Annotated in this window: 23 protein-coding genes; 12 read left to right on the forward strand and 11 right to left on the reverse strand. The window is 40.0% G+C overall.

The annotated features are described in order from the left end of the window. Positions 1-1,135, forward strand: a 1,135-nt coding sequence (locus JT739_RS01405) for a serine dehydratase subunit alpha family protein (RefSeq protein ID WP_237659296.1), incomplete at its 5' end; no start/stop codon positions are given. Between the two features lie 68 nt (positions 1,136-1,203). After that, complete coding sequence (locus JT739_RS01410) at positions 1,204-2,397, forward strand: dicarboxylate/amino acid:cation symporter (RefSeq protein ID WP_237659297.1); 1,194 nt, start codon at positions 1,204-1,206, stop codon at positions 2,395-2,397. A 206-nt stretch (positions 2,398-2,603) separates the two neighbouring features. Here JT739_RS01410 and JT739_RS12835 read toward each other — a convergent pair whose 3' ends face one another. Beyond that, positions 2,604-2,804: a hypothetical protein gene (locus tag JT739_RS12835; RefSeq protein WP_370642548.1), complete on the reverse strand. Its 201-nt coding sequence runs from the start codon at positions 2,802-2,804 to the stop codon at positions 2,604-2,606. A 162-nt stretch (positions 2,805-2,966) separates the two neighbouring features. Here JT739_RS12835 and JT739_RS01415 point away from each other — a divergent pair, with 162 nt between their 5' ends. From JT739_RS01415 to JT739_RS01425, 3 genes are all read left to right on the forward strand, one after another. Beyond that, positions 2,967-3,881 carry a prenyltransferase gene (locus JT739_RS01415; RefSeq protein ID WP_237659298.1) on the forward strand — a complete coding sequence of 305 codons (915 nt, stop codon included), beginning with the start codon at positions 2,967-2,969 and terminating at the stop codon, positions 3,879-3,881. A gap of 46 nt (positions 3,882-3,927) precedes the next feature. Continuing rightward, positions 3,928-4,947, forward strand: a complete 1,020-nt coding sequence (locus JT739_RS01420; RefSeq protein WP_237659299.1) for a polyprenyl synthetase family protein — start codon at positions 3,928-3,930, stop codon at positions 4,945-4,947. 63 nt (positions 4,948-5,010) lie between these two features. Further along, positions 5,011-5,679: a GntR family transcriptional regulator gene (locus JT739_RS01425; RefSeq protein WP_237659300.1), complete on the forward strand. Its 669-nt coding sequence runs from the start codon at positions 5,011-5,013 to the stop codon at positions 5,677-5,679. An 18-nt stretch (positions 5,680-5,697) separates the two neighbouring features. Here JT739_RS01425 and JT739_RS01430 read toward each other — a convergent pair whose 3' ends face one another. Next, positions 5,698-7,191, reverse strand: coding sequence for a PLP-dependent aminotransferase family protein (locus JT739_RS01430; protein WP_237659301.1), 1,494 nt, complete (start codon positions 7,189-7,191; stop codon positions 5,698-5,700). 148 nt (positions 7,192-7,339) lie between these two features. Here JT739_RS01430 and pdxS point away from each other — a divergent pair, with 148 nt between their 5' ends. From pdxS to ilvD, 5 genes are all read left to right on the forward strand, one after another. Continuing rightward, positions 7,340-8,194: a pyridoxal 5'-phosphate synthase lyase subunit PdxS gene (gene pdxS, locus JT739_RS01435; protein WP_237659302.1), complete on the forward strand. Its 855-nt coding sequence runs from the start codon at positions 7,340-7,342 to the stop codon at positions 8,192-8,194. 225 nt (positions 8,195-8,419) lie between these two features. Continuing rightward, positions 8,420-8,767 (forward strand): prepilin-type N-terminal cleavage/methylation domain-containing protein, encoded by a 348-nt coding sequence (locus JT739_RS12840; RefSeq protein WP_237659303.1) that lies wholly within the window; start codon positions 8,420-8,422, stop codon positions 8,765-8,767. Between the two features lie 28 nt (positions 8,768-8,795). Beyond that, complete coding sequence (locus tag JT739_RS01445) at positions 8,796-9,230, forward strand: A24 family peptidase (protein WP_237659304.1); 435 nt, start codon at positions 8,796-8,798, stop codon at positions 9,228-9,230. Between the two features lie 268 nt (positions 9,231-9,498). Then, positions 9,499-10,035 carry an acetolactate synthase small subunit gene (gene ilvN / locus JT739_RS01450; RefSeq protein ID WP_237659305.1) on the forward strand — a complete coding sequence of 179 codons (537 nt, stop codon included), beginning with the start codon at positions 9,499-9,501 and terminating at the stop codon, positions 10,033-10,035. Continuing rightward, on the forward strand, positions 10,032-11,690 hold the full coding sequence (gene ilvD, locus JT739_RS01455; protein WP_237659306.1) for a dihydroxy-acid dehydratase: 1,659 nt from the start codon (positions 10,032-10,034) through the stop codon (positions 11,688-11,690). Before ilvN ends, ilvD begins: the two co-directional genes overlap by 4 nt. Positions 11,691-11,761: 71 nt before the next feature. Here the strand turns inward: ilvD and JT739_RS01460 are convergent, their stop codons facing one another. The 6 genes from JT739_RS01460 to JT739_RS01485 form a co-directional block, all read right to left on the reverse strand. Further along, on the reverse strand, positions 11,762-12,139 hold the full coding sequence (locus JT739_RS01460; protein WP_237659307.1) for a LysM peptidoglycan-binding domain-containing protein: 378 nt from the start codon (positions 12,137-12,139) through the stop codon (positions 11,762-11,764). 154 nt (positions 12,140-12,293) lie between these two features. Continuing rightward, a complete protein-coding gene (locus tag JT739_RS01465; protein ID WP_237659308.1) occupies positions 12,294-13,322 on the reverse strand; it encodes an ABC transporter permease in 1,029 nt (342 codons plus the stop codon). Further along, entirely contained in the window at positions 13,315-14,268 is a 954-nt protein-coding gene (locus JT739_RS01470) for an ABC transporter ATP-binding protein (protein ID WP_237659309.1), read from the reverse strand. Before JT739_RS01470 ends, JT739_RS01465 begins: the two co-directional genes overlap by 8 nt. Before the next feature lie 2 nt (positions 14,269-14,270). Then, entirely contained in the window at positions 14,271-15,446 is a 1,176-nt protein-coding gene (locus JT739_RS01475; protein WP_237659310.1) for an NEW3 domain-containing protein, read from the reverse strand. 250 nt (positions 15,447-15,696) lie between these two features. Next, complete coding sequence (locus JT739_RS01480; protein ID WP_237659311.1) at positions 15,697-16,260, reverse strand: chromate transporter; 564 nt, start codon at positions 16,258-16,260, stop codon at positions 15,697-15,699. Further along, positions 16,257-16,799, reverse strand: coding sequence for a chromate transporter (locus JT739_RS01485; RefSeq protein WP_237659312.1), 543 nt, complete (start codon positions 16,797-16,799; stop codon positions 16,257-16,259). Before JT739_RS01485 ends, JT739_RS01480 begins: the two co-directional genes overlap by 4 nt. A 333-nt stretch (positions 16,800-17,132) precedes the next feature. On the opposite strand from JT739_RS01485, the gene glsA reads away from it, so the two are divergent. Beyond that, positions 17,133-18,035 carry a glutaminase A gene (glsA, locus tag JT739_RS01490; RefSeq protein ID WP_237659313.1) on the forward strand — a complete coding sequence of 301 codons (903 nt, stop codon included), beginning with the start codon at positions 17,133-17,135 and terminating at the stop codon, positions 18,033-18,035. 161 nt (positions 18,036-18,196) lie between these two features. Continuing rightward, complete coding sequence (locus tag JT739_RS01495; RefSeq protein ID WP_237659314.1) at positions 18,197-19,609, forward strand: sodium:alanine symporter family protein; 1,413 nt, start codon at positions 18,197-18,199, stop codon at positions 19,607-19,609. Positions 19,610-19,661: 52 nt separating this feature from the next. On the opposite strand, the gene JT739_RS01500 is transcribed toward JT739_RS01495, so the two are convergent. Genes JT739_RS01500 through JT739_RS01510 form a run of 3 tightly spaced genes read right to left on the reverse strand, consistent with a single transcriptional unit; the run spans position 19,662 to position 22,054 of the window. Then, positions 19,662-20,234: a chromate transporter gene (locus tag JT739_RS01500; RefSeq protein ID WP_255688233.1), complete on the reverse strand. Its 573-nt coding sequence runs from the start codon at positions 20,232-20,234 to the stop codon at positions 19,662-19,664. Beyond that, positions 20,231-20,818: a chromate transporter gene (locus JT739_RS01505; RefSeq protein WP_237659316.1), complete on the reverse strand. Its 588-nt coding sequence runs from the start codon at positions 20,816-20,818 to the stop codon at positions 20,231-20,233. The genes JT739_RS01500 and JT739_RS01505 overlap by 4 nt, the downstream gene beginning before the upstream one ends. Before the next feature lie 21 nt (positions 20,819-20,839). Continuing rightward, on the reverse strand, positions 20,840-22,054 hold the full coding sequence (locus tag JT739_RS01510; protein WP_237659317.1) for an ROK family transcriptional regulator: 1,215 nt from the start codon (positions 22,052-22,054) through the stop codon (positions 20,840-20,842). Positions 22,055-22,483 lie beyond the last annotated feature (429 nt).

A 22,483-nucleotide genomic window follows, 5' to 3' on the forward strand; every position in this document is an offset into this window, starting at 1 on the left:
CACAGTTAAAGTTTCATACCCTATATTTAAAAACGCCCTAGCTGTAGGGATACCCGGCACAAAGGAAAAAGGTTTGCATATGGCCGTGGCCTTAGCGCTGCTGGCAGGTAAATCTGAGTATGGCCTTGAAGTTTTAAAAGATATAACATCTAAAGATGTACTTAAAGCCAAGGAAATTATAAAAAGGAATATTATTGATGTCACCATAGCTCGAAATATAGTGGGTTTATATGTAGAAGTAGAAGCTTTTAGCAACTTAGGAAAAACTAAAGTTATTATTAAAGACAAACATGATAACATCGTAATTGTACAGAGGAATGATCAGGTAATTTTTAAAAAAGCCGAAGCAGAACAACAGCAGGTTTCATTAATACAGAGCATGAAGAAGATGCGTATTAGGGATTTTGTGGAGTTTGCAGACCGAGTGGATATAAAACTTCTAGATTTAGTTGAAAAAGGCATTAAAATGAATAAAAAAATAGCCGAAGCGGGAATGGCCAGTAAATACGGCAAGGTTTTAGGCAACGGACTTTCCGTGCATGATATGGACTATAAAGATTATGCAAAATACCTTACTTCTGTTGCAAGCTTTGCGCGCATGTCCGGATATCCTTTGCCTGTTATGAGCTGTGCAGGAAGCGGAAATCACGGCCTTACTGCTATACTGCCGGTAGTTGCTGTCGGAGAGAAAAAGAGAATAGACCCTGATAAACTAATTCGCGGGGTAGCTTTAAGCCTTTTGGTAACTATTTATGTAAAAAGCTTTACAGGAACCCTTTCTCCCGTATGCGGATGCGGTGTAGCTGCAGGCGTAGGCGCAAGCGCTGGGATTACATATATCCTCGGTGGAAGTATTGAGCAGATAGAGGGGGCTATCAAAAATATGATAGGCACTCTAGCTGGAATTATCTGCGATGGTGGAAAACCGGGATGTGCTTTCAAACTGTCTGTTTCTGTGGATGCTGCTATTGAATGTGCCATGATGGCTTTAAATGATGTTGTTATATCATCAGATGACGGTATAGTAGATGAAACTGCTGAAAAAACCGTTTATAATCTAGGTAAGGTGTCCACTGAAGGGATGGCAACTACAGATGAAGCGATTATGGGGGTGATGATGGGCAAGTGCATGTAAAGGTAAATGTTAGCGTTTATTAAAACCACAAATATGATTAAATTTTAAATTCGGAGGTGCCAAGTTTTATGGCAAAAGCAAAAGAAGGCGGCAATTTAATAATCAAACTACTGGTAAGTATTTTTATCGGTATCGTTTTAGGCCTTGTAGCCCCTAAAAACCTTATGGTGGCTATTGTAAGTATAAAATATTTTTTGGGTCAGATTATCCTTTTCACAATACCTCTCGTGATTGTTGGATTCATAGCTCCAGCTATAGCAGAATTAAAAACAAATGCCAGTAAATTTATGAGTATTACTGTTTTACTTGCGTACCTATCGTCAGTTGGAGCTGCAGCATTTGCCATGATATCAGGTTATGCAATCATACCGCATCTGTCAATTGCTACAAATATTGAAAATTTAAGAGAGTTGCCTGCAGCCATTATTGAACTAAGCGTTCCTCAAATATTTAGCGTAATGAGTGCACTTGTTCTTGCCTTAATGTTGGGCATTGCAACTGCCAACACCAAAGCAGAGTTCTTCAGGAACCTATTAAGCGAGTTTCAAAAAATCGTTTTATATATAGTCCAGAACATAGTAATTCCCATACTGCCCGTTTTCATAGCCACAACCTTTGCAGGCCTTGCCTATGAAGGCAGCATAACAAAGCAACTGCCTGTCTTTATAGAAATAATATTGCTTGTAATTCTAGGTCACCTCATATGGCTCACTGTGCTGTATACCATAGGCGGAATAATATCCGGCATAAATCCCCTAAATGTGGTAAAACATTACGGGCCTGCTTACATGACAGCAGTTGGCACCATGTCAAGTGCTGCAACATTGCCTGTAGCTTTAAGATGCATCCACAAGAATGAGGACATACCGCGGCACATACAGGATTTTGTAATACCAATGTGCAACACTGTGCATTTGTGTGGATCCGTGCTAACAGAAACATTCTTTGTAATGGCGGTTTCAAAGATAATATACGGCACATTGCCGCCGCTAGTCCAAATGATAACCTTCATATTCTTGCTTGGTCTGTTTGGAGTTGCAGCACCTGGTGTGCCTGGTGGGACGGTTATGGCATCCCTCGGACTTATCACAGGAGTATTGGGCTTTAACGATGCAGGAGTAGCCATGGTGCTTTCAATATTTGCACTGCAGGACAGCTTCGGCACAGCCTGCAATGTAACTGGCGATGCTGCTATAGCTATGATGGTGACAGGAATTGCAAAAAAGTATATGAAGGATGAAGGGTCAGTAATTCATGCTTAATTTGGAAAAAGCAACCCTTGCATTTTAGGGTTGCTTTTATAAACTGTGCAATAACATAGATAAAAGCAATTAAAACTGCCGGGTGCGGCTGTCGCATAGAATTTACTAAATAATAACTTATGTGATTTTTTGAATAAATTTCATACTAGCACAACGCTATAGACTTATAAAAAAGTACGCTTTACGCGTGCTTTTTTTTATTCAAACTACTCTGGAAACACCAAATCAATGGAGTGCTCCCGGCAGTATTCAATGTATTTTTCATCAGGTCTTTTATCGGTGATTATTTTATCAATATCAGTAAGTTTGCAAAATGTAATTAATGATGATACACCAAATTTGCTGCTGTCAACAAGTAATAGGTTTTGCTCAGCACGCTGTACCGCTGCCTGCTTTAAACTCGCCAATAAAGGGGAGGTTAGATATTTGTGACATATTTTAGGCTAATGCCGGAAATAAATAATAACAGTGGGAATTGTATCAAATCTAATCACAACATAAACTTGTGTAATCCATAAACTGCAACCATACACTAATTTACAACAAGGAAAAGTACAAGGGGAAAGCCAGTGAAAACAATAAATAAAAATACAGTCCTAGGTGTTATAAAACTTTTTCGTATCATACCGGTGCTTACCTATTCCGGCAGTTTGATGTTCATAAGCATCGCCTTTGCCCAAAAATATAGGGAAATACTTTGGCATCATTTGCTGCCATTGGTAGCTGGCGGATTTTTGATCAATGGATTCCTAACTCATTCACTAAATGATATAAATGATTGGGAATCCGGCACTGACCAGGTCTCCAAAGGAATCCTATCCGGAGGCTCCAAGGTTTTAAAACAGGGATTACTTCATAAAGTTGCCCTAAATAGGATAGCTTATTTATCGCTTTTACTAATTTTTATGATAAGTCTTTACTTATATATGTTTCGAGGGATACTGGTTCTTGCGGCCGTTGCCGTAGGAGTCTTTGCCGCATGGGCGTATTCCTGTCCGCCTTTTCGCTTGGCCTATAAACCAATAATAGGTGAGCTCATAGGTATTTGGGCGCCGGGAGTGGTTTTATCAACCGCCTCTTATTTTGTATTGACAGGGAAATTTCATCCGGTGCCGTTTTTTGCGGCAATAATACAAACGACACTTATTTTAGGCTGGATTATGTTGCACCATATCCCAGATATACCTGCTGACCTTTCGGCGAAACCTTGTAAGCTGACAACACCTGCCCTGTGTTTTCAGCTTTGGGGGCCTAAAGGGTCGGTATTACCATCAATATTTTACTCTGGCATTGCAGCAATTCTAAGTTTTTTAGGATTTTTATACATTAACCAAGTCTTTGCTTGGATGGTCATACCATGCTTTATAGTTATATGGGCAGGAGTAACGGCCAATGTCATAGACATTCGCGATGTAACGAAAAGACAGCTTGTGTGCATTGCTGCAATTGTTGCCAATAGTATAGTTTTCGCATTACTGGTATAACATTTTATCAAAGACAAATTCATATTCAAGAAAGGAAGTCGATGGCTTGCCGGATTTTTTGACAATAACTGCAGGGAAAGAAACTTTAGATATTGGGAATATGCTTGATAAAGTGAGGCATTACATTTTAAATTGCATAGATACAAAAGACTCGTTACTCCAGGAAATGGCATTATATTTTGCCGAAAATCAAGGCAAAATGGTTCGTCCGATGCTCACCCTATCTTGCGGCCTTATAGACAATTCCGAGAATATCGATATAGATGAGTTATGCATGGCTGCTGCTGGTGTGGAGATGTTACACATGTCAGCCCTGGTTCATGACGATATAATAGATAGAGCCAAGATAAGGCGAGGTAGGCCTTCAATTAATGCCTTATATGGTAAAGACAATGCACTTTTGCTTGGCGACTATTTTTATTCCTGTGCACTTCGCCTCATGTCAGAACTGTCTAATTCTTGTATATTTAAAGAAGCATTAAAAGTAATTGCTCTCATGGTAGAAGGGGAAATCAAACAGCGACGGCAGGCCTTTGACCTTAATACAAGTGTTAAAGACTACATAATTAGGATAACATATAAAACTGCGGCGCTTACGTCGCTAAGCTGTTTTGCAGGAGCCTGTACAGCAAAGTTACCCGCAGAAAAAGCAAGGCTCCTGGTAAAAATGGGTTGGGATTTTGGAAAGGCTTATCAAATCCGGGACGATATAATGGATTTTACAGGCGATGAGCAACACTTAAAAAAGCCTTCTTCTGATTTGATTCAAGGCACAATAACCCTACCTATGATTTTGCTCTTTAAAATGAACAAAGCAGCAAATCCCCGTGAACTTTTTTCATATATTAGAAATGGTAAGTTTAGTGACAGGTTCCAATCAAGCACAATTCAAAAACAATTCTATGTTTCCCAATTAAAAAAAGCTGCTGTAGAGCAAGCGGCAAAGTACTGCAATAGGTTTCTTGCAAGGTGCATAAAATATTTAAGTGTTTTTCCTCCCTGTGAGATAAAGGAAAAGATGGTTCAAACCATAGAGGACATGCGCATAGTACATGAATCCCTTTAAAAAACATTAAATGTATAGTAAAATAGACTTAGGACTTTTCTTAATTGTCGGGGAGGTTATCATATGATATCCGATTTTGAAGATACCGGCTATTCCCTTAGAAGTAAGATATATCATCGCCTAAAAAATGCCATACTGGATGGAGTATACAAGCCCGGTGAAAGTTTAATAGAAATGAAATTGGCAAAAGAGCTTGGCGTTAGCCGCACTCCCATTAGAGAAGCCATAAGGCAACTTGAATTGGAGGGCCTGGTCTCAAGTATTCCTAACAAAGGTGTAATAGTTGAAGGCGTAACACCCCAAGATGTAGAAGACATTTATCAAATTAGAGGGATGATAGAAGGCCTAGCGGCAAGGTGGGCTGCCGAAAAAATTACGGATGAACAGCTAAAGGAACTCAAGGAAGTACTGGACCTTATGGAGTTTTATACAGAAAAGGGAAATGTAGAAAAACTGTCAGAATTAGACTCAAGGTTTCATGACATAATATTTAAAGCTAGTAAAAGCCGGCCCCTTGAATCGGTGCTTACAAATTTCCACCATTTTATACAGCGAGCTAGATTGGTTTCTGTAAAAGCAAGCGGCAGGGCAAAGTATTCTCTTCAGGAACACCGCCGTATATATGAGGCTTTGGAAGCCCGTGACCCGGATGCTGCTGAAAAAGCCGTAATTGACCATATAGGAAGTGCCAGAACGAATCTTTCTCCTTATCTGGAAAAACATGAAGTATAGTTTTCATTAATACAGATTTTACAGCAGTGGTCGGTCATCAGGCCCCTGAATGATGGCGTAGGGATTTTCAATAAGATGATTTATACTCTCAGAAAGTTTTTGAATGCCCCTGTCAATATCCTGACTTGAAATCTGTGCAAAGCTTAATCTAAAGCCTTCGGTTGGTTTTTGGCTCATAAAAAACAAATTCCCGGGCATTATGGAAACGCCATTTTTCAAAGCTATATCATATAAATTCATAGAGTAGTAACCTTTAGGTAACTCTAGCCAAAAGAAATGACCGCCATCTGGAAGATTATATTTAATCTCCTTTGTCATATGATTTACAAGTGCTTTGTGGGTTTTTTGCCATTTATCATTAAATATTTTTCGAAGGCGCATTACGTGTTTAGTCCAAAGACCTTTTCTGAGGAAAAGGTCCATTGCCCGCTGAAAGAAGCCGGAAGAAGATATATCTGATGAATATTTGGCCAGAGCAGTTTTATCGAAATGAAACTTGGGCACCCATAAAAAAGCTAAACGCATACCAGGCAAAAATAGTTTCGAATAACTTTTTATATAAAATACCTTATCGGAATCATCAAGTGCCTTAAGCAGAAGTGGTTTTTGACGGTAGTACAGGTCACTTACATGGTCGTCTTCAATTATATAAAAATCGTGCCTTGTAGCAAGAGCTATCAGCTCTTGCTTTTTTTTAAGGCTGTAAGAATTACCGGTAGGGTTTTGAAAGACCGGCATGGTGTAAAACAGCTTCGGAGGTGTTTTGGCCAGCTTTTTTTCTAAATCATTTAGGTCTATTCCATCTTCTTCCATATTGATTTCTACAATGTGAGCGCCTCGGGACCTAAAGGCGTTAATGGCACCAGGATAGGTGGGCGCTTCAACATAGACTACATCCCCATAATTTAAAAATGCTTTTGCTAAGATGTCTATGCCCTGTTGTGCGCCAGAGATTATCTGTATTTCCTCAAAGGGAACTGACAGACCGTGCTGTGCTTTCATGAATTCCATAATCGACTCTTTGAGCGGTGGATATCCGCTGCTTTCCTGATACTCCAACGCATATCCGCCGTCCCTGTCAAGTACTTCATTTACTACGTCTTTGAAATCTTGAACTGGGAAGTAATCAGGGGCAATAGAAGCACTGGCAAAGTCGAACTTTATTGATCTTGCGGTATCCCTGAACATGGACTTGTGGCCTCTATGAGATAAGCTAAAGACTTCTTCTGAAGTGCCAAATTCATCGGGATTATTTTTCTTCGATGAATAGCATACATATGTCCCGCTGCCTACCCGGGATTCGACATATCCTTGGACTTCCAAGTGTTTATAAGCATTAACCACTGTTACGGAATTCACTTTAAAAAATGAGGCCATTTTGCGAATGGGAGGAAGTTTTTCGCCGCGAACGATAATGCCTTCTTCGATTAAGTCAACAATTCCATTATAAATTTGTAAGTATAGAGGTATTTCAGAAGAGGGGTCTAATTGTATCGATACAAACTTATCCATATTAACCTCCGTAAAAAACATTTATAAAATGTATTGACATACATTTGCTGTAATGACATAATATTGTACGTATAATTAATCCAAATTATATACCAGTACGCTTATTATACCATATAACTAAAATAGTGAAAACAGGGAGGCGCGTTTTATGTCAAGTCACATCAATGATAAGCTAAAAGGTGGAGTAATAATGGACGTTACTACACCGGAGCAGGCCAAAATTGCTGAGCAGGCAGGTGCTGTAGCTGTTATGGCTTTGGAACGTGTGCCTGCGGATATCAGGAAACAAGGCGGAGTTGCCCGCATGTCGGATCCTAAAATCATCAAATCTATAAAAGAAGCAGTGTCTATTCCGGTTATGGCCAAATGTCGAATCGGCCATTTCGTAGAAGCACAAATTTTAGAAGCTTTAGGAATTGACTACATAGATGAAAGCGAAGTTTTGACACCTGCGGACGAATCATTTCACATCGATAAAACTCAATTTAAAACTCCTTTTGTATGCGGTGCAAGAAACTTGGGAGAAGCCCTTCGCCGCATTGGTGAGGGAGCATCAATGATACGTACCAAAGGAGAAGCCGGTACCGGCAACGTTGTTGAAGCAGTCAAACATATCCGCACGGTTCTTGACCAGATACGAAAACTATCTCAGGCACCTAAAGAAGAACTTATGAGTGCAGCTAAGGAAATGGGAGCACCCTTTGAACTGGTAAAACAGGTAGCGGAAACAGGTAAACTTCCGGTATTAAACTTTGCCGCTGGAGGTGTTGCAACTCCCGCCGATGCAGCACTTTTAATGCAACTGGGCTGCGATGGAGTATTTGTGGGTTCGGGAATTTTTAAATCTGAAAATCCTGAAAAAAGGGCAAAAGCCATTGTAGAAGCTGTCAGAAATTATAACAACCCGGATGTACTGGCCAAAGTATCCGAAGATTTGGGAGAAGCCATGGAAAGCTTTGAAATAGATAAAATACAAGACCGCTATGCCGAGCGCGGATGGTAGTATAGATAACCCCCTATACGAACAGGGCCACTGTATTTTAGTTTGCCTGTTCGTCCTTGGGGGTTTTTACTTTCAAAAAAGCTTATTCCAGGTCTGTCGACAAACGTTGAAAAATAACTGATATTAGTGTATATTTAAAAAATAAAAAGCAAATTTACTTTTTTCGGAAATTATATAAAGGTAATTAAGCTATAAGATAACTAGAAAAGGGTGAGATGGTTTAATATGAGAATCGGAAAGGATTTTCATAGGAGAGCCAAGGGAGAAATGGGCTTTACATTAATTGAACTGATCGTGGTTGTGGCTGTGCTTGGTGTTTTGGCAACCCTTATTGTGCCAAAAGTTATTAATGTGAAGAAAGATGCAGAAACCGCGACAAATAAAGTCAATGAGACGATTATCAGAAATGCATTGGAAAGATATTATGCGGAACATGGAGAGTATCCGGAAAGTTTGAAGAGTTTAGAAGGGGATTATTTGGACAAAGATTACAGTGATGAGTGGGCATATACGAAAACAGGAGAAAATAGCTACGATTTAAAATTTGACTCTGATTTATCAACTTCTGATTAACCAATCTCTACAGAAGGTGCAGGTTCCATTGAAGTTTTTTATTATCATTTTAGGAATTATGTTTATCATTGCCTTTATTAAATACGGATTTACTTTTAATTTATTGGCTGCTGTCATATTAATTACATGCTTGATGATATCTGCTGCTGTTGACTTAAAGCATCAGATAATACCTGATAAAGTTGTCTTGCCATCTTTAGCTTTAGGGTTGCTGCTTAACATTTTAATACATAGAGAAAATTTGCTTTCCTATATAGCAGGTTTTGCCTCTGGAGGAGGAATAATTCTTCTTATCGCTGTCCTTTCGCATGGAGGCATGGGCGGTGGTGATATCAAGCTTTTTGCAGCAGTGGGCATGTTTTTAGGTTTTAGGTTAACTATTTTGGCTCTGCTCCTTTCATTTGTTTTGGCAAGTTCTGTGGGACTTGTCCTTGTCATGTCAAAGCGAAAAAAAAATCAATGATGCCATACCTTTTGGGCCATTTATAGCTTTGGCCAGTGTTATCAGCTTGTTTTACGGTGACAGAATTATTTCTTGGTATTTAGGACTTTTTTAAGTTAAATGAAACTGGGTTTTATTTATTCATTGAAAAACATAAAGAAAAAGTTTATTATTATAAATAATTATGATACCGTTGCTATTTAACAATTTAATATCTTTGGTATTAACTTGATAAGTTTTAATTTCAGGCTCCTATTTGTCTAATTAATAAATGTGAGGAAGGTGTGAAATGCGCAAAGCTATCTTTTCGGTGCTTGTCCACAATGAATACGGTGTGGTTACCCGAATTTCGGGTTTATTTACTAGGCGGGGCTTTAATATCAAAAGCTTTACCGGTGAAGAAACTGAAGACCCCAAGATTTCTCGCATTACAATTGTGGCTGAAGGTGATGAACGGGAGCTTGCTCAAATAAAAAGTCAGGTAGAAAAGCTGGTGGATGTCATAAAAGTTGTGGAACTTGATATAGAAACATCGGTTCAGCGGGAACTGGCTCTCATCAAAGTGAGGACCGAAGATAAAAACCGAACCGAAATTTTTCAAATTGTGGAATCATTTCGAGGCAGCATTATAGACATTGAGCCAGGAGCCGTAATAATTGAGCTTACAGGAGATGAAAGCAAAGTTAAGGCTTTTATAAACATGATGAAACACTATGGCATCATAGAGATAGTAAGGACGGGAGCCATAGCACTGCAGCGAGGCAGAAAGAGCATATACGATGCACCAAACCCAAATAAGACACCACTTGAGGAGGAAGGCAAATGATAAGTGACAGAGTTAAAAAAGGTGTAATGAGAGCGCCTCACAGGTCTCTTTTTTACGCTATGGGTTACACTAAAGAAGAATTAGATAGGCCCCTTATAGGGATAGTCAACTCCCAAAATGAAATAATTCCGGGGCATTTTCACCTGGATACCATAGCCGAAGCCGTTAAAATGGGCGTTGCCATGGCTGGGGGCACTCCTATGGAGTTTCCGGCAATAGGCGTGTGTGACGGTATTGTTATGGGACACATAGGTATGAAATATTCCCTGGCTACCAGAGAACTCATAGCTGATTCTATAGAAGCTGTAGCTGTAGCTCATGGATTTGACGGCTTAGTGCTTATTCCTAACTGTGACAAGATAGTGCCTGCAATGCTGATGGCGGCAGCCAGGATCAACATACCAGCCGTGGTGGTAAGTGGCGGCCCCATGTATGCAGGCAGGTACAAGGGTCAAGATATTGACTTAAATACCTGTTTTGAAAAAGTTTCCGCATTTAAATCCGGCAAAATAACAGCCGAAGAGCTGGAAGAAGTAGAACACTTGGCTTGTCCGGGATGCGGCTCCTGTTCCGGCATTTTTACTGCAAACTCTATGAACTGCCTGACTGAGGTTTTGGGTATGGGTCTTCCCGGCAACGGCACCATACCTGCAAATTCCGGTGCTCGCATAGCGCTGGCCAAAAAGGCAGGAATGCAGGTTATGGAAATGGTAAGGCGGGATATTAAGCCTCGGGACATAATGACAAAAGAAGCCTTTATTAATGCCATTACCGTAGATATGGGCATGGCCGGCTCAACCAACACGGTGCTGCACCTGCCGGCAATTGCCAATGAGGCCGGAATTAAACTGGAACTTGATCTCTTTGATGAAATAAGCAGGAAAACTCCTTACCTGGCAAAGCTAAGTCCCAGCGGGTACCATCATGTACAGGATCTTCATGAGGCGGGAGGTATACCTGCCCTCATGAAAGAACTTTCAAGAAAGGGCTTGTTGCACCTTGACTTAATTACAGTGACCGGCAAGACCGTAGGCGAAAACATCGCCAATGCCAAAATTTTAAATACCGAGGTCATTCACCCATTGGAAAACCCCTATAGGGAAACAGGAGGCCTTGCCATACTTAGGGGCAATTTAGCACCCGACGGTGCGGTGGTCAAGGAAGCGGCAGTAGCACCGGAAATGCTGTATCACGAAGGTCCCGCTAAAGTCTTTGATTCAGAAGAAGAGGTTACGGAAGCTATTTATTCCGGCAAGGTTCAAAAAGGTGATGTGCTGGTCATCCGCTATGAAGGACCTAAGGGAGGGCCAGGCATGAGAGAAATGCTTTCACCAACTTCATCTATAGCCGGAATGGGCCTTGACAAAGATGTAGCGCTGATAACCGATGGCCGTTTTTCCGGAGCTACCAGAGGTGCATCTATCGGCCATATTTCTCCTGAAGCTATGGAAGGAGGACCTATAGCTTTAATCCAAAATGGTGATATAATACGAATTGATATAAGGAACAGAAGGCTTGATGTACTCCTTTCTGACGAAGAATTGGCAAAAAGAAAGGCTAATTGGCAAAAGCCGGAGCCGAAAGTTAAAAGCGGATATCTTTCACGATATGCCCGCTTTGTGACATCAGCTTCAACCGGAGCAGTGTTAAAATAGCATAAACCCCTTTGTTAAAAAGTTATCCCCCCTGATTTTTTAAGTTGAATTAAAAATCAGGGGGTTAAAATTTACCGAAATCCAATAATGGGGATTCTGAGAATCTGGCCAGGATAAATTGGAACGTTAGGTCCTTCAAAATGATTGGCCTCAGCTATAGCCTCTACGGTACTGTCAAACCTGCGTGCAATAGCTGATAAGGTATCCCCGCGCTGTACTACATAAAGCACTTGCTGCCTGATATATGGATGCAATGCCGATAAGGGATCCGCAGTATCTATAGTGCCATGCGTGTGATGATGATGCCGAGGGATAAACAGGATTTGGCCCGGAACAATCATCATATCATTTCCAACCCAGTTATTATCGATTATGTCTTGAATTGTAACATTGAACCTATTTGCAATAATGCTTAGCGAATCGCCGGGTTGAACAATATATATTATCATACCACCATCCTCCTCATTATACTTTAATAGTATATTATTCAGCCCGGCGAAAAAGTTTACTTTAAATTTTTAAAGTGCCAGGCATCTAGTTTAAGTTATTGTATTACACAATAAGGCTCTGCTGAATAAATCTTTCAGCAGAGCCTTGGAGTAGTTAAGCCCTGATTTCCTGACGCAAAAATAGCGTATACGTTATTCCAAAAATAATTAATGTGCCTGCTATAAGGCCTGTGATATGAGGCCATATTAACAATAGGCTCTGACCTAGTGGCAGAAAACCGCTGATGGCACCATAGGCTTGTTCTAATAGGATTGGGCCTAGAGTTCTCACATTTGGGGAGAGCAATGTCACCGAGGCTTCGCTGTAAAGTGTAGAGGGAGATAGCCTGCTCAATCCCTGGGAAACACGTACATTGTAAAGTTGGGTAAGGGCATCAGAGTTACTGGTTATTGGGAAAATGGCGTCAGCCACCATTCCGGCTAGAATGGGCACAAATATTGAAAAGAACAGCCACATGGAGATTCCGCAGAGGGCTGATGTTGCTGTCTGGCGAAACATGAGAGACAGCAGCATGGCCAATACCAGCCAAAATGCTATATACACTATACTTAGCACAAGATACAAAAGCAGTCGTATGATCTCTTCACCGGTAGGGGGCACGCCGGTTATAATAATACCCATGCCGGCTACAAAAAAGCCTAATGCCAGCGTCATTAGAACAAGTACAAAAAATCTCGCTAGAAATTTGCCGTTGATGACATCATCTCGATAAATTGGCTGAGCCAAAAGCCTGGTCATGGTGCCGCTGTTTTGTTCAGCATTTATGGCATCAAAGCCTAAAGAAAGCCCAACCAACGGTCCCAAAATTGAAAGAAACCAGGTAAAGGATGGTAGAGAGGAGCCTGAAGTTGTAAAGAGCCTGATTAATACGAAATTGGCAATCGCATCTTCAGTTGTTCCCCGTATATTAGAGGCAGCTGAGTAGAAAGATACTATTCCCGTAAGTGTAATCAGCGAAAACAGAATAAAAAACCTGGTGCTGGAAAGTTGATCGGCCAATTCTTTAAAAAAAACCGTTGCTAAACCGTTGCTGTTTGGTGCATTACCAGAATCGACCTTAAAGGAAGCTGATCTTTTTTTAAAACTTTCCTTAATTTTATTTAGGTTTGGCAACTTAGGCATTTTCCTTCGCCTCCCCTTCTTGGAAATAACGGCTGTATATATCGTCTAAATCAGAGCTCCGAGCCCTTAAATGATAAATGTCTATATCCTTTGCTACAAGTGCTTTTGCGATTTTGGGAGCAAGGTGCTGAGTTTCACCTTTGACAATTACCATATCTTCATGAAATTCTACAGAATTTACGCCGGGTATGGCCTTGATTTCATCAGCTGGGAAAGCTTTTATGTTACTTGTTTTAAGTTCTATTGCTTGCTCACTTCCTAGCTTTTCTGCCAAATCAGAAATACTGCCAACAGCAACCAATTTGCCCTTTACAAAAATCCCCACTCTATCGCAGATGGCCTGTATTTGATGAAGAAGATGAGATGATATGAGAATAGTCTTGCCCTCTTTTTTGCCAAGATCCAGAATAATATCCAACAATTCTTTAGTTCCTTCAGGGTCAAGACCCAGTGTAGGTTCATCTAGAAATATTACTTCAGGGTCCTTTAAGAGCACATCTGCAATGCCAAGTCGCTGACGCATTCCCCTGGAGTATTCACGGACCTTTCTATTTGAAGCTTCTTTAAGCCCTACTTTAATCAGCAGTTCTTCAATTTTGTCTTTGGCTTTATCTGGAGCAATACCGTTTAATCTTGCAGTATAAAAGAGATTTTCTCTACCGGTCAAATCACCGTAAAATCCCATGTTGTCAGGCATATATCCTACTATGCGCTTTACGCTGAGAGCTTGCCGTACAGGATCAAGACCTGCTAAGCGAATGCTGCCTGAGGTTGGTTCAGAAAGCCCCATTAGCATTAAAATAGTAGTGGTCTTACCAGCGCCATTAGGGCCTAAAAGGCCAAAAATCTCGCCTCTTTTTATCGTAAGATTTAGGTGATCCACGGCGGTAATTGAACCATAAACTTTCGTTAGCTCCCGAGTTTCGATGATTTTTTCGTCATGCATATTTATCGCCGCCCATACTTATTAAAGGTCGTTACTACCCAATAAATAACCCCAGCTATTATGGCTACTCCTACTATGCCCCACAGTGTAGAAGTGTGAACGGTTACTCTAATATCTGCACTATCTGAAGTTTCATTTGTGGAAGCCCTGATGGTCACTAAATAATCGCCAGCAATGGCTTTGCTGTCAGGGGTAATATAAGCGGTGACCTGTTTTTCTTCTTTGGCCTTTAACTGATCAATAGTTTCAGGTTCAAATGTTACGGTCCAGCCAGGTGGAGCCGAATCGGAAAGTTTTATAGCCTGCAGATCGGCACTGCCTGTATTTTTAAGTGTAAGGGTTAACGCTCCTTTTTTTCCAGCTGTCAAATCCTGATTTAACCGCCCTGAAGGTGTTGAAAGTTCAAGGCTGTAGTTTCCTGTTATGACGACTTCTAAATCTACTGTTGCTGCTTCACTGCCATATATAGCTGCAGCTGTAATTGTGTATTTTCCGGCGGTGACGCCGCTTGGTGGTTTGACGGATATGTCCAAATCTTGGGACTTTCCGGGTTCCAAACTCAAGCTGGTTATCTGGTTATTTTGATAAGCGGGTTTAAAAGACACCTGCCAACCGTCCGGTGCCTTTGCTCCGAGGCTGTAAAAGCGCTCGCGGCCACTGTTGTTGTAAAGAGTTCCTCTAAAGCTAAAAGTAGCTGTATCAGGGCCTGAAAGTGCAGGATATTGAACCTCAATTTTATCGGCGCCGCTGGCATTTGCATCAATCCTAACGTTTAATGTAAGCGTAGCACGACCGCCGACGCCGGATGCGGCCACAGACAAATTATAGCTGCCGTCTTCTGCGGCAGATGGAATCTGGACTCTGAGCTCTGCTTGAGCCTTGCTGTCTGAAGGGACATAAACCCGGTGAATCTTTTTACCTTCACCGAAAATTTCTGCAGTCCATTCGGCAGGTACAGAGGTTACTTCAAGATCTACAATACCATTGCCACTTATTGTTAAAGGAAATGTAACACTGCTTCCGGGTTGGGCAGATATTCCAGGATAAGAAGTTGAAATGCCCAAAGGTCCAGCGGCGTATGTGAGACTAGATGAAAGTGACAAAATAAGTAGTGAGAGCATTATTAACATTCCAGCTCTCTTTAAGCTTGACCAGGTAAATAATGATAGCTTGGACAAAATTTCATCACCTTCCTTGTATTCAATTTTTGTCATACAAGGATATTTTAAAACATAATTTTGAAAAAAATGTGAGGATTTTGTTATGGGTTTTTGGTGGCAATATTAATACAATATTTAAGCAAACAGCCTCAGCGTAGAAACTAGTCTGGCTGAGGCTGGAGACTTAAATTGAGGTGTTTCCGTTAATATATTAAAAAAGTCTATAAAAATGAGCAAACAGGCGAGCTTTGCTCGCCAGCCAGTTGATTTAGAATTTAAATATTATCCCAATTACAGCTGCACCTAATAGAAAATATATGGGGTGCTTTTGGTATTTATTCAGTAAAAAAATAATAACAGCAAACAGCAACAGTGATTTTACCTGGAAAATGTCTAAAATATTGTGAGTATGTAGGTATTTGCTGATATTAAACAGAGAAACTTTGGCGACCTCAAAACCGGCTGCTCCGATAAGGCCTGTTACAGCAGGCCTTATACCGTAAAAGGCGGCCGCAACTTTGGGATGCTCATTAAATTTCATATAGTAGTGGGCGATTAGTACAATAATAATTATAGATGGGGTAACTTCGCCAATAACCGCAAAAATAGCTCCCAGAAAATGGGCAGTCTTATAGCCTACGTAAGTTGCCATATTAATTCCTATAGGGCCCGGAGTAGATTCGGATATGGCAAGCATATCGATTAATTCTTGGGAAGTAAACCAGCCGAATCTATCAGATATGTTCTGGAGAAACGGAAGTGTGGCAAGGCCGCCGCCTATGGCGAACAAACCCGTCTTGAAGAATTCTATAAATATTTGTAGATATATCACTTTGCACCAGTCCTTACTTCTTTAGTAACAATTCCCAAAGTGGCAGAAATTACAACTGCAATAATCGGTGAAACATCCAAAAAGGCGACAGCCAGGAAAGACGCACCGAATATTAAAAGGCCCAGCGAATCTTTGACAGATTTTTTTAGCATCTTTAGTACAGTATTTGCAACAAGTGCTGCCACGGCAACCCTAATACCGCCAAAAGCATGTTTGACAATGGCATAATCCTGAAATTGTCTAAAATACATCGCTATAACGGTGATTATCACCAAAGAAGGAAATACCATTCCCGCTGTGGCGGCTATGGAACCCGAGATGCCTTTGCGCTTAAAACCTATAAACGTTGCGGTATTTATAGCAATTATTCCCGGAGTGCACTGGCCAATAGCGTAATAATCCATGACCTCTTCCTCAGTTGCCCACTTGTTTTTTTCAACAATTTCCTTTTGAATCATAGGCAGCATAGCGTAGCCCCCGCCAAAAGTAAAGGCACCCATGCGGCAAAAAGTAATAAAAAGTTTCCACAGTTCTTTCATAAAACCCATCCTTAACTTTGTATAAATTATTTGTACACCAATCAGTTTAACACTTTGCTGCAAAAAAATAAAGTTGGCTTTGGTAGTACGCCAAAGCCGTGTTGCCATGTGCCATTCGGCTTTCCCCGTTCTGAGTTTTTCAGCTCATCAAAATCTTCAAAGCTTGGGGAATCAGCGGAAGCAACGTACATAGGCTTAACCCGGAGCCAATTATCTTTATAAGACACCTTGCTATTAGGTTTGGAAAGTGGTATTATAATTATTGAAGAAACTATTCACAAGATTTAAACAACTTGTTATATAATGTCGAAACCTGATTGGAAGGTGGAGTTTATGCAAAAGATTTTAGAGGAGGTTGTTGAAGAAAACCGGCCACTTGCGAAAAGAGGTCGTGTGGCCAGTTACATACCAGCTCTTGCTAAAGCAGATCCGAACCATTTGGGTATATGCATCGTAGATGTAAATGGGGATATATACAAAATAGGAGACGCTGATGTTAAATTTACAATCCAGAGCATATCAAAAGTAATAAGTTTAATGTTGGCGCTCATAGACAATGGGGAAAAAGTCTTTGAGAAGGTTGGCAGAGAAGGTACAGAAGATCCATTTAACACTTTGTACAAGCTGGATTTCCCGCACATTGAAAAGCCGGTAAACCCCATGATAAATGCAGGTGCAATAGCTACAACAGCCCAAATTAAAGGTGATAAATTCGGTCGAATTTTAGAGTTAATTAGGCGGATAACCGGTAATGCAGATATAGACTATAGTAGGGAAGTATACCTTTCCGAAAAGGCAACGGGTGAAAAAAACAGGGCAATCGCCCATTTAATGAAGGCCAGAGGAATTATAGAAGAAGACCCGGAGGAAATACTTGACCACTATTTTAAACAATGTTCGATTGAAGTTACAGCATGTGATTTGGCCAAAATAGCAGTTTTTATTGCAAATGGTTGTAGTGGCCTAGAATCATATGGGAAAATCGACAGAAAGACTTTATCGAGAAACCTGCTGGCCATAATGACGATTGGCGGCATGTATAATGTAAGCGGTCAGTATGCGGCACAAGTGGGAGTGCCGTCTAAATCGGGAGTAGGCGGAGGTATTATGGCAGCAGTGCCAGGCAGAATGGGCATAGGCGTTTTTAGTCCTCCCCTTGATGAAAACGGCAACTCTATAGCAGGATGTGCCATCATGAAGTCTTTATCTGACAGATTGGATTTGAGCATATTTTAATTTAAACTAAAAAAGCTTATAAAAATAAAATCGAAAGGAGGGTTGAAATTAAAAAAACTTGAAAGGGGGAATGCGGGCTGCTTTGCTAAACTACAGGCATTAAGTTACGGTTTCTAGTTATGTCAAACATTAAATTATAAGATTATAAGGAGGCCTAAAAGATGTTTCTAGAAACCCTGATAAGCAACTTAAATGACTGGCTTTATTCCTATATTTTGATAGCAATGCTTGTTGGTTTAGGTATTTATTTTACTATTAGGCTTAGGTTTGGGCAATTTAGGTTAATTGGCAATATGCTTCAACTTACCACAGAAGCTGTTGAAGTAGCAGAAGGCAGAAAAGGAATTTCCCCATTCCAGGCATTTTGTATTTCAGCGGCTTCGCGTATTGGAACAGGTAATATTGCAGGTGTGGCTATTGCAATTGCAGCAGGAGGACCTGGAGCCGTATTTTGGATGTGGGTTATTGCATTGATAGGCGGAGCTACCAGCTTTGTGGAGAGTACCCTTGGCCAAATTTATAAAGTGAGAGATGGAGACACCTTCAGAGGAGGACCTGCTTACTACATCGAGCAGGCTATTGGAAGCAGAGGTTTGGGAATATTCTTTTCCATACTCACTGCAGTTACTTTCGGCTTAGCCTTCAACTCCGTTCAAGCAAATACAATTGCAAACGCCTTTAAGACAGCATTTAACATAGAGCCTATAACTATGGCAATCGCTCTTGTACTCGTAGCAGGATACATTATTTTCGGCGGAGTTAGGAGAATCGCAAATGCTTCTTCAGTGATAGTTCCTGTTATGGCAGTTCTTTATATAGGTGTGGCTTTATTTATAATGATAAAAAATATTGCATTGGTGCCCCAGATGTTCGGTATGATTATCGCCAATGCCTTTGGTGTAAGGCAAGTCCTTGGTGGCACAATGGGTGCTGCCATTATTAATGGTGTGAGGAGAGGGCTATTCTCCAATGAGGCTGGCATGGGCAGTGTGCCAAATGCCGCGGCAACTGCAGATACTTCACATCCTGCAAAACAAGGCCTCATTCAGACCTTGGGCGTATATGTGGATACACTTTTAGTCTGCAGTGCTACTGCATTTATGATATTACTGTCTGGCGTGTTAGAAAATACTTCTGGATTAGAAGGCATACAGATCACCCAGGCTGCCGTTACTTCCCAAGTGGGAGCATGGGGCAGTACTTTTGTAGCAATTAGCGTTTTATTGTTTGCTTTTAGCTCAATTATCGGCAATTACTACTATGGCGAAACAAATATAGAATTTATAAATCCCAACTCTACATTCCTCACTATTTACAGAATCATGGTATTGGCTATGGTGTTTTTTGGATCTATCGGCAACTTTGGCCTTGTATGGAACGCAGCAGATGTATTTATGGGTATAATGGCAATTGTAAACTTAATAGTAATAACCAAACTTGGCCCAATTGCCTATGCGACCTTTGAAGACTATGTATCTCAGCTAAAAAGCGGTAAAAATCCCGTCTTTGATCCGGATAACATACCAGGTTTGGGCAAGGTAGAATGTTGGGGAAAAAATAAAGTTTCTCGTTAATGAAGTGGCCTATATATGAAAGCCCTAGGTTTTGACCTGGGGCTTTTTGCCTTTACAGTATTTTAAGAATTAGGCCCAGAATACCTGAAAGTATTATTATCAAAATAGGGTTTATCTTAAACTTGACAAGACCTATCAATGAAAGACCAAAGATAAAAATACTTTTTATATCTATTACAGATAGTGGATTACTAAGTATATTGCTATATCCAGCTTCCTGTTTAAAAAATGCGGTTTGTGCTACGAAAACTGCAGCTGTAAAAATCAAGCCGACTATTACAGGCCTAATACCATAAAACATCATCTTATTTGCGGGATAATGTTGGAATTTAAAAAAGAACTTCGAAACAATTAAAATCAGAACAAGCGAAGGAATAGCTACACCTGTGGTAGCTACTAGTCCACCCAATATACCAGCCGCCCTATAACCTACGAAGGTGGCGGAATTCACAGCAATAGGTCCAGGAGTCATTTCTGCTATAGCGATTATATCAACAAACTCTGATGCAGAAAGCCACCCATGGCTTTCAATTTCCTTTTGTATAAGTGGTATCATGGCATAGCCACCCCCAAAACTAAATAGTCCAATTTTCATAAAAGATACGAGAAGCTGTAAGTAAATCAATTTTTATTGCCTCCGTTGCTTAATATTTTAGAAGTGCTTTTGGGGGATAAATGGTAGATAGCAAGACCTATTGCGGCACTGCCTAATATTATGAATATGGGTTGGACATCAAAGATAACAACCAAGAAAATAGATAATAAAGCAAGTATTAAACCTGTTCTATCTACAATTGAAGTTTTCGAAACCTTTACTGCCGCAAATGATATAAGCCCTACTATAGCTGGCCTAATTCCTGAAAAAACAGCTTCTACAGCAGGTGCGTTTTGAAACTTAGAAAAGAAAATGGCAATTAAAGTAATAATTAAAAATGAAGGCAAGATAACTCCTAGAGTAGCAACTATTGCTCCCTTTTTACCTGAAATTTTATAACCTATAAATGTAGACGAATTTATTGCTATAGCACCTGGCATAGATTGGGCTACTGCGAATACGTCTACTACTTCTTCTGGTGTTACCCATTTTTTATTTTCTACCACTTCTTTTTCTATAAGTGGTATCATGGCATAACCGCCGCCAAAAGTAAAACTGCCTATTTTAAAAAAAGTAATAAAAATTTCTATGAGTAGCTTAAGTTGGCTTTTCATTTTATCCTCCTCCTCCTTCTTCTAGACTAGTAGCTTAGCATTCTTGTTTTTCAAAATTTCTTCAATTAATAACACTGCTGCTCCTACAGCTATGGCATTATCTTTAAAATGTCCACCCCTGCTAAAGGATACTCCATGATTTTTAACATACTTACGCTTCAAAGCCATTTCTACAGCGATCTTGTAAAAAAGTGCAGAGTGTTTTACTATCGGCCCGCTGAGAATGACCAATTCAGGATTCACCAGATTTATATAATTAGCAAGGCCTATACCAAAAATTGTGGCCGCACTTGTAATTGCTGCCTGGGCTAGTTCATCGTTTTCTTCGGCGGCAGCACAGATGTCTAAAAAATCTATTTCATCATAAGGCTTATTTACGTATCCAGAAATGCTCTGCTTGAGTGACTCTTTAAACTTCTTAGTGATAGAAGGTATTGAGCAGTATGTTTCAATACAACCTCTATTTTGACAGTGGCATAGATCTCCGTTTATATCGATAACCATGTGTCCAAAGGCGTCTTCATAATCATTCATTGCCCTTATTATATTTCCTGATGAAATAGTGCCTGTTCTAATTCCCATGCCGCAATGAAAATACGATATATTATCTGTATTCTGTCCTGCTCCAAAAAGATGCTCAGCTAAAACAGCAGCATTTGCACCATTGTCAACTGTAGTGGGGAGCTTTAATTTTTGCTGTAACATGTCCTTAATAGGAACATCAACCCACATATTTGAAGGAAAGTTGGCCGGATTTAACATAATGCCTTTTTTCCGGTCCAAAGGTCCAACAGTGCCTACACCAACTCCTATAACCATAGACTTTTCTATACACAACTGATGGAGCTTGTTCTCAATATATGAACATATTTGATTTACAGTATTTACAGGGTCAAAGGGTGGACCAAATCTATATAAATCAATGATTTTCATCTTCAAATTTGTTATAACAACTTCGGTATAAGTTCGGGAAATATCGATTCCAATCACATAGTAAGTCTTTGGATTTACATCATACAATACAGGTGGCCTTCCTCCAGTAGATTCAGCCAAATCGGCTTCAATGACAAATCCTTCATCTAGCAGCGGCTGCATAAAGCGTTTAAGCGTAGTCAACTTCATTTTTGTAATATCCATTATTTGATTTCTCGTAATTGGACCTTTTTGCTGAATAAGCCTTAGCAACAATTTGCTCTGATCTTTTAGATTTTTTAATTTGCAATGGCCCTTAGTCACAAGAAGCTCCTCCAAACCTGGAAAATATTTTAATAATATGATAACATCTTTTTGCCAAATTGGCAAAAAGTCTATAAAAAAGTACATTTAATTAAAATCGAAATTACCCATTTTTTTATATTCCCAAAAGCTTGGGTGGCATCTGTCCTGTAGAAAACCCAAAACAATGGATAGAAAACTAATGGAGCAATCAGTAAAGTTGGGTATAGGAGAAGCTCTAATAATTTCAAAAAAATGTGATCCAAGTTAGAAATTTATAATTTTGCCGCTAAATAAGCGGCTATTTTTTATTTTTATTAGTAATCATTCTTCTGTCAATATCTTTTAAAAATGTCACCTAAAAATGGACCAAAACATAGTTAATTATCGCATGAAAATGTCACTTTAGAAATCAAAAATATAGAGCAAAGCCTCCATCCTGCCATTTCG

The sequence above is a fragment of the Tepidanaerobacter sp. GT38 genome, from assembly GCF_021991635.1.
Taxonomy (GTDB): domain Bacteria; phylum Bacillota; class Thermosediminibacteria; order Thermosediminibacterales; family Tepidanaerobacteraceae; genus DTU063.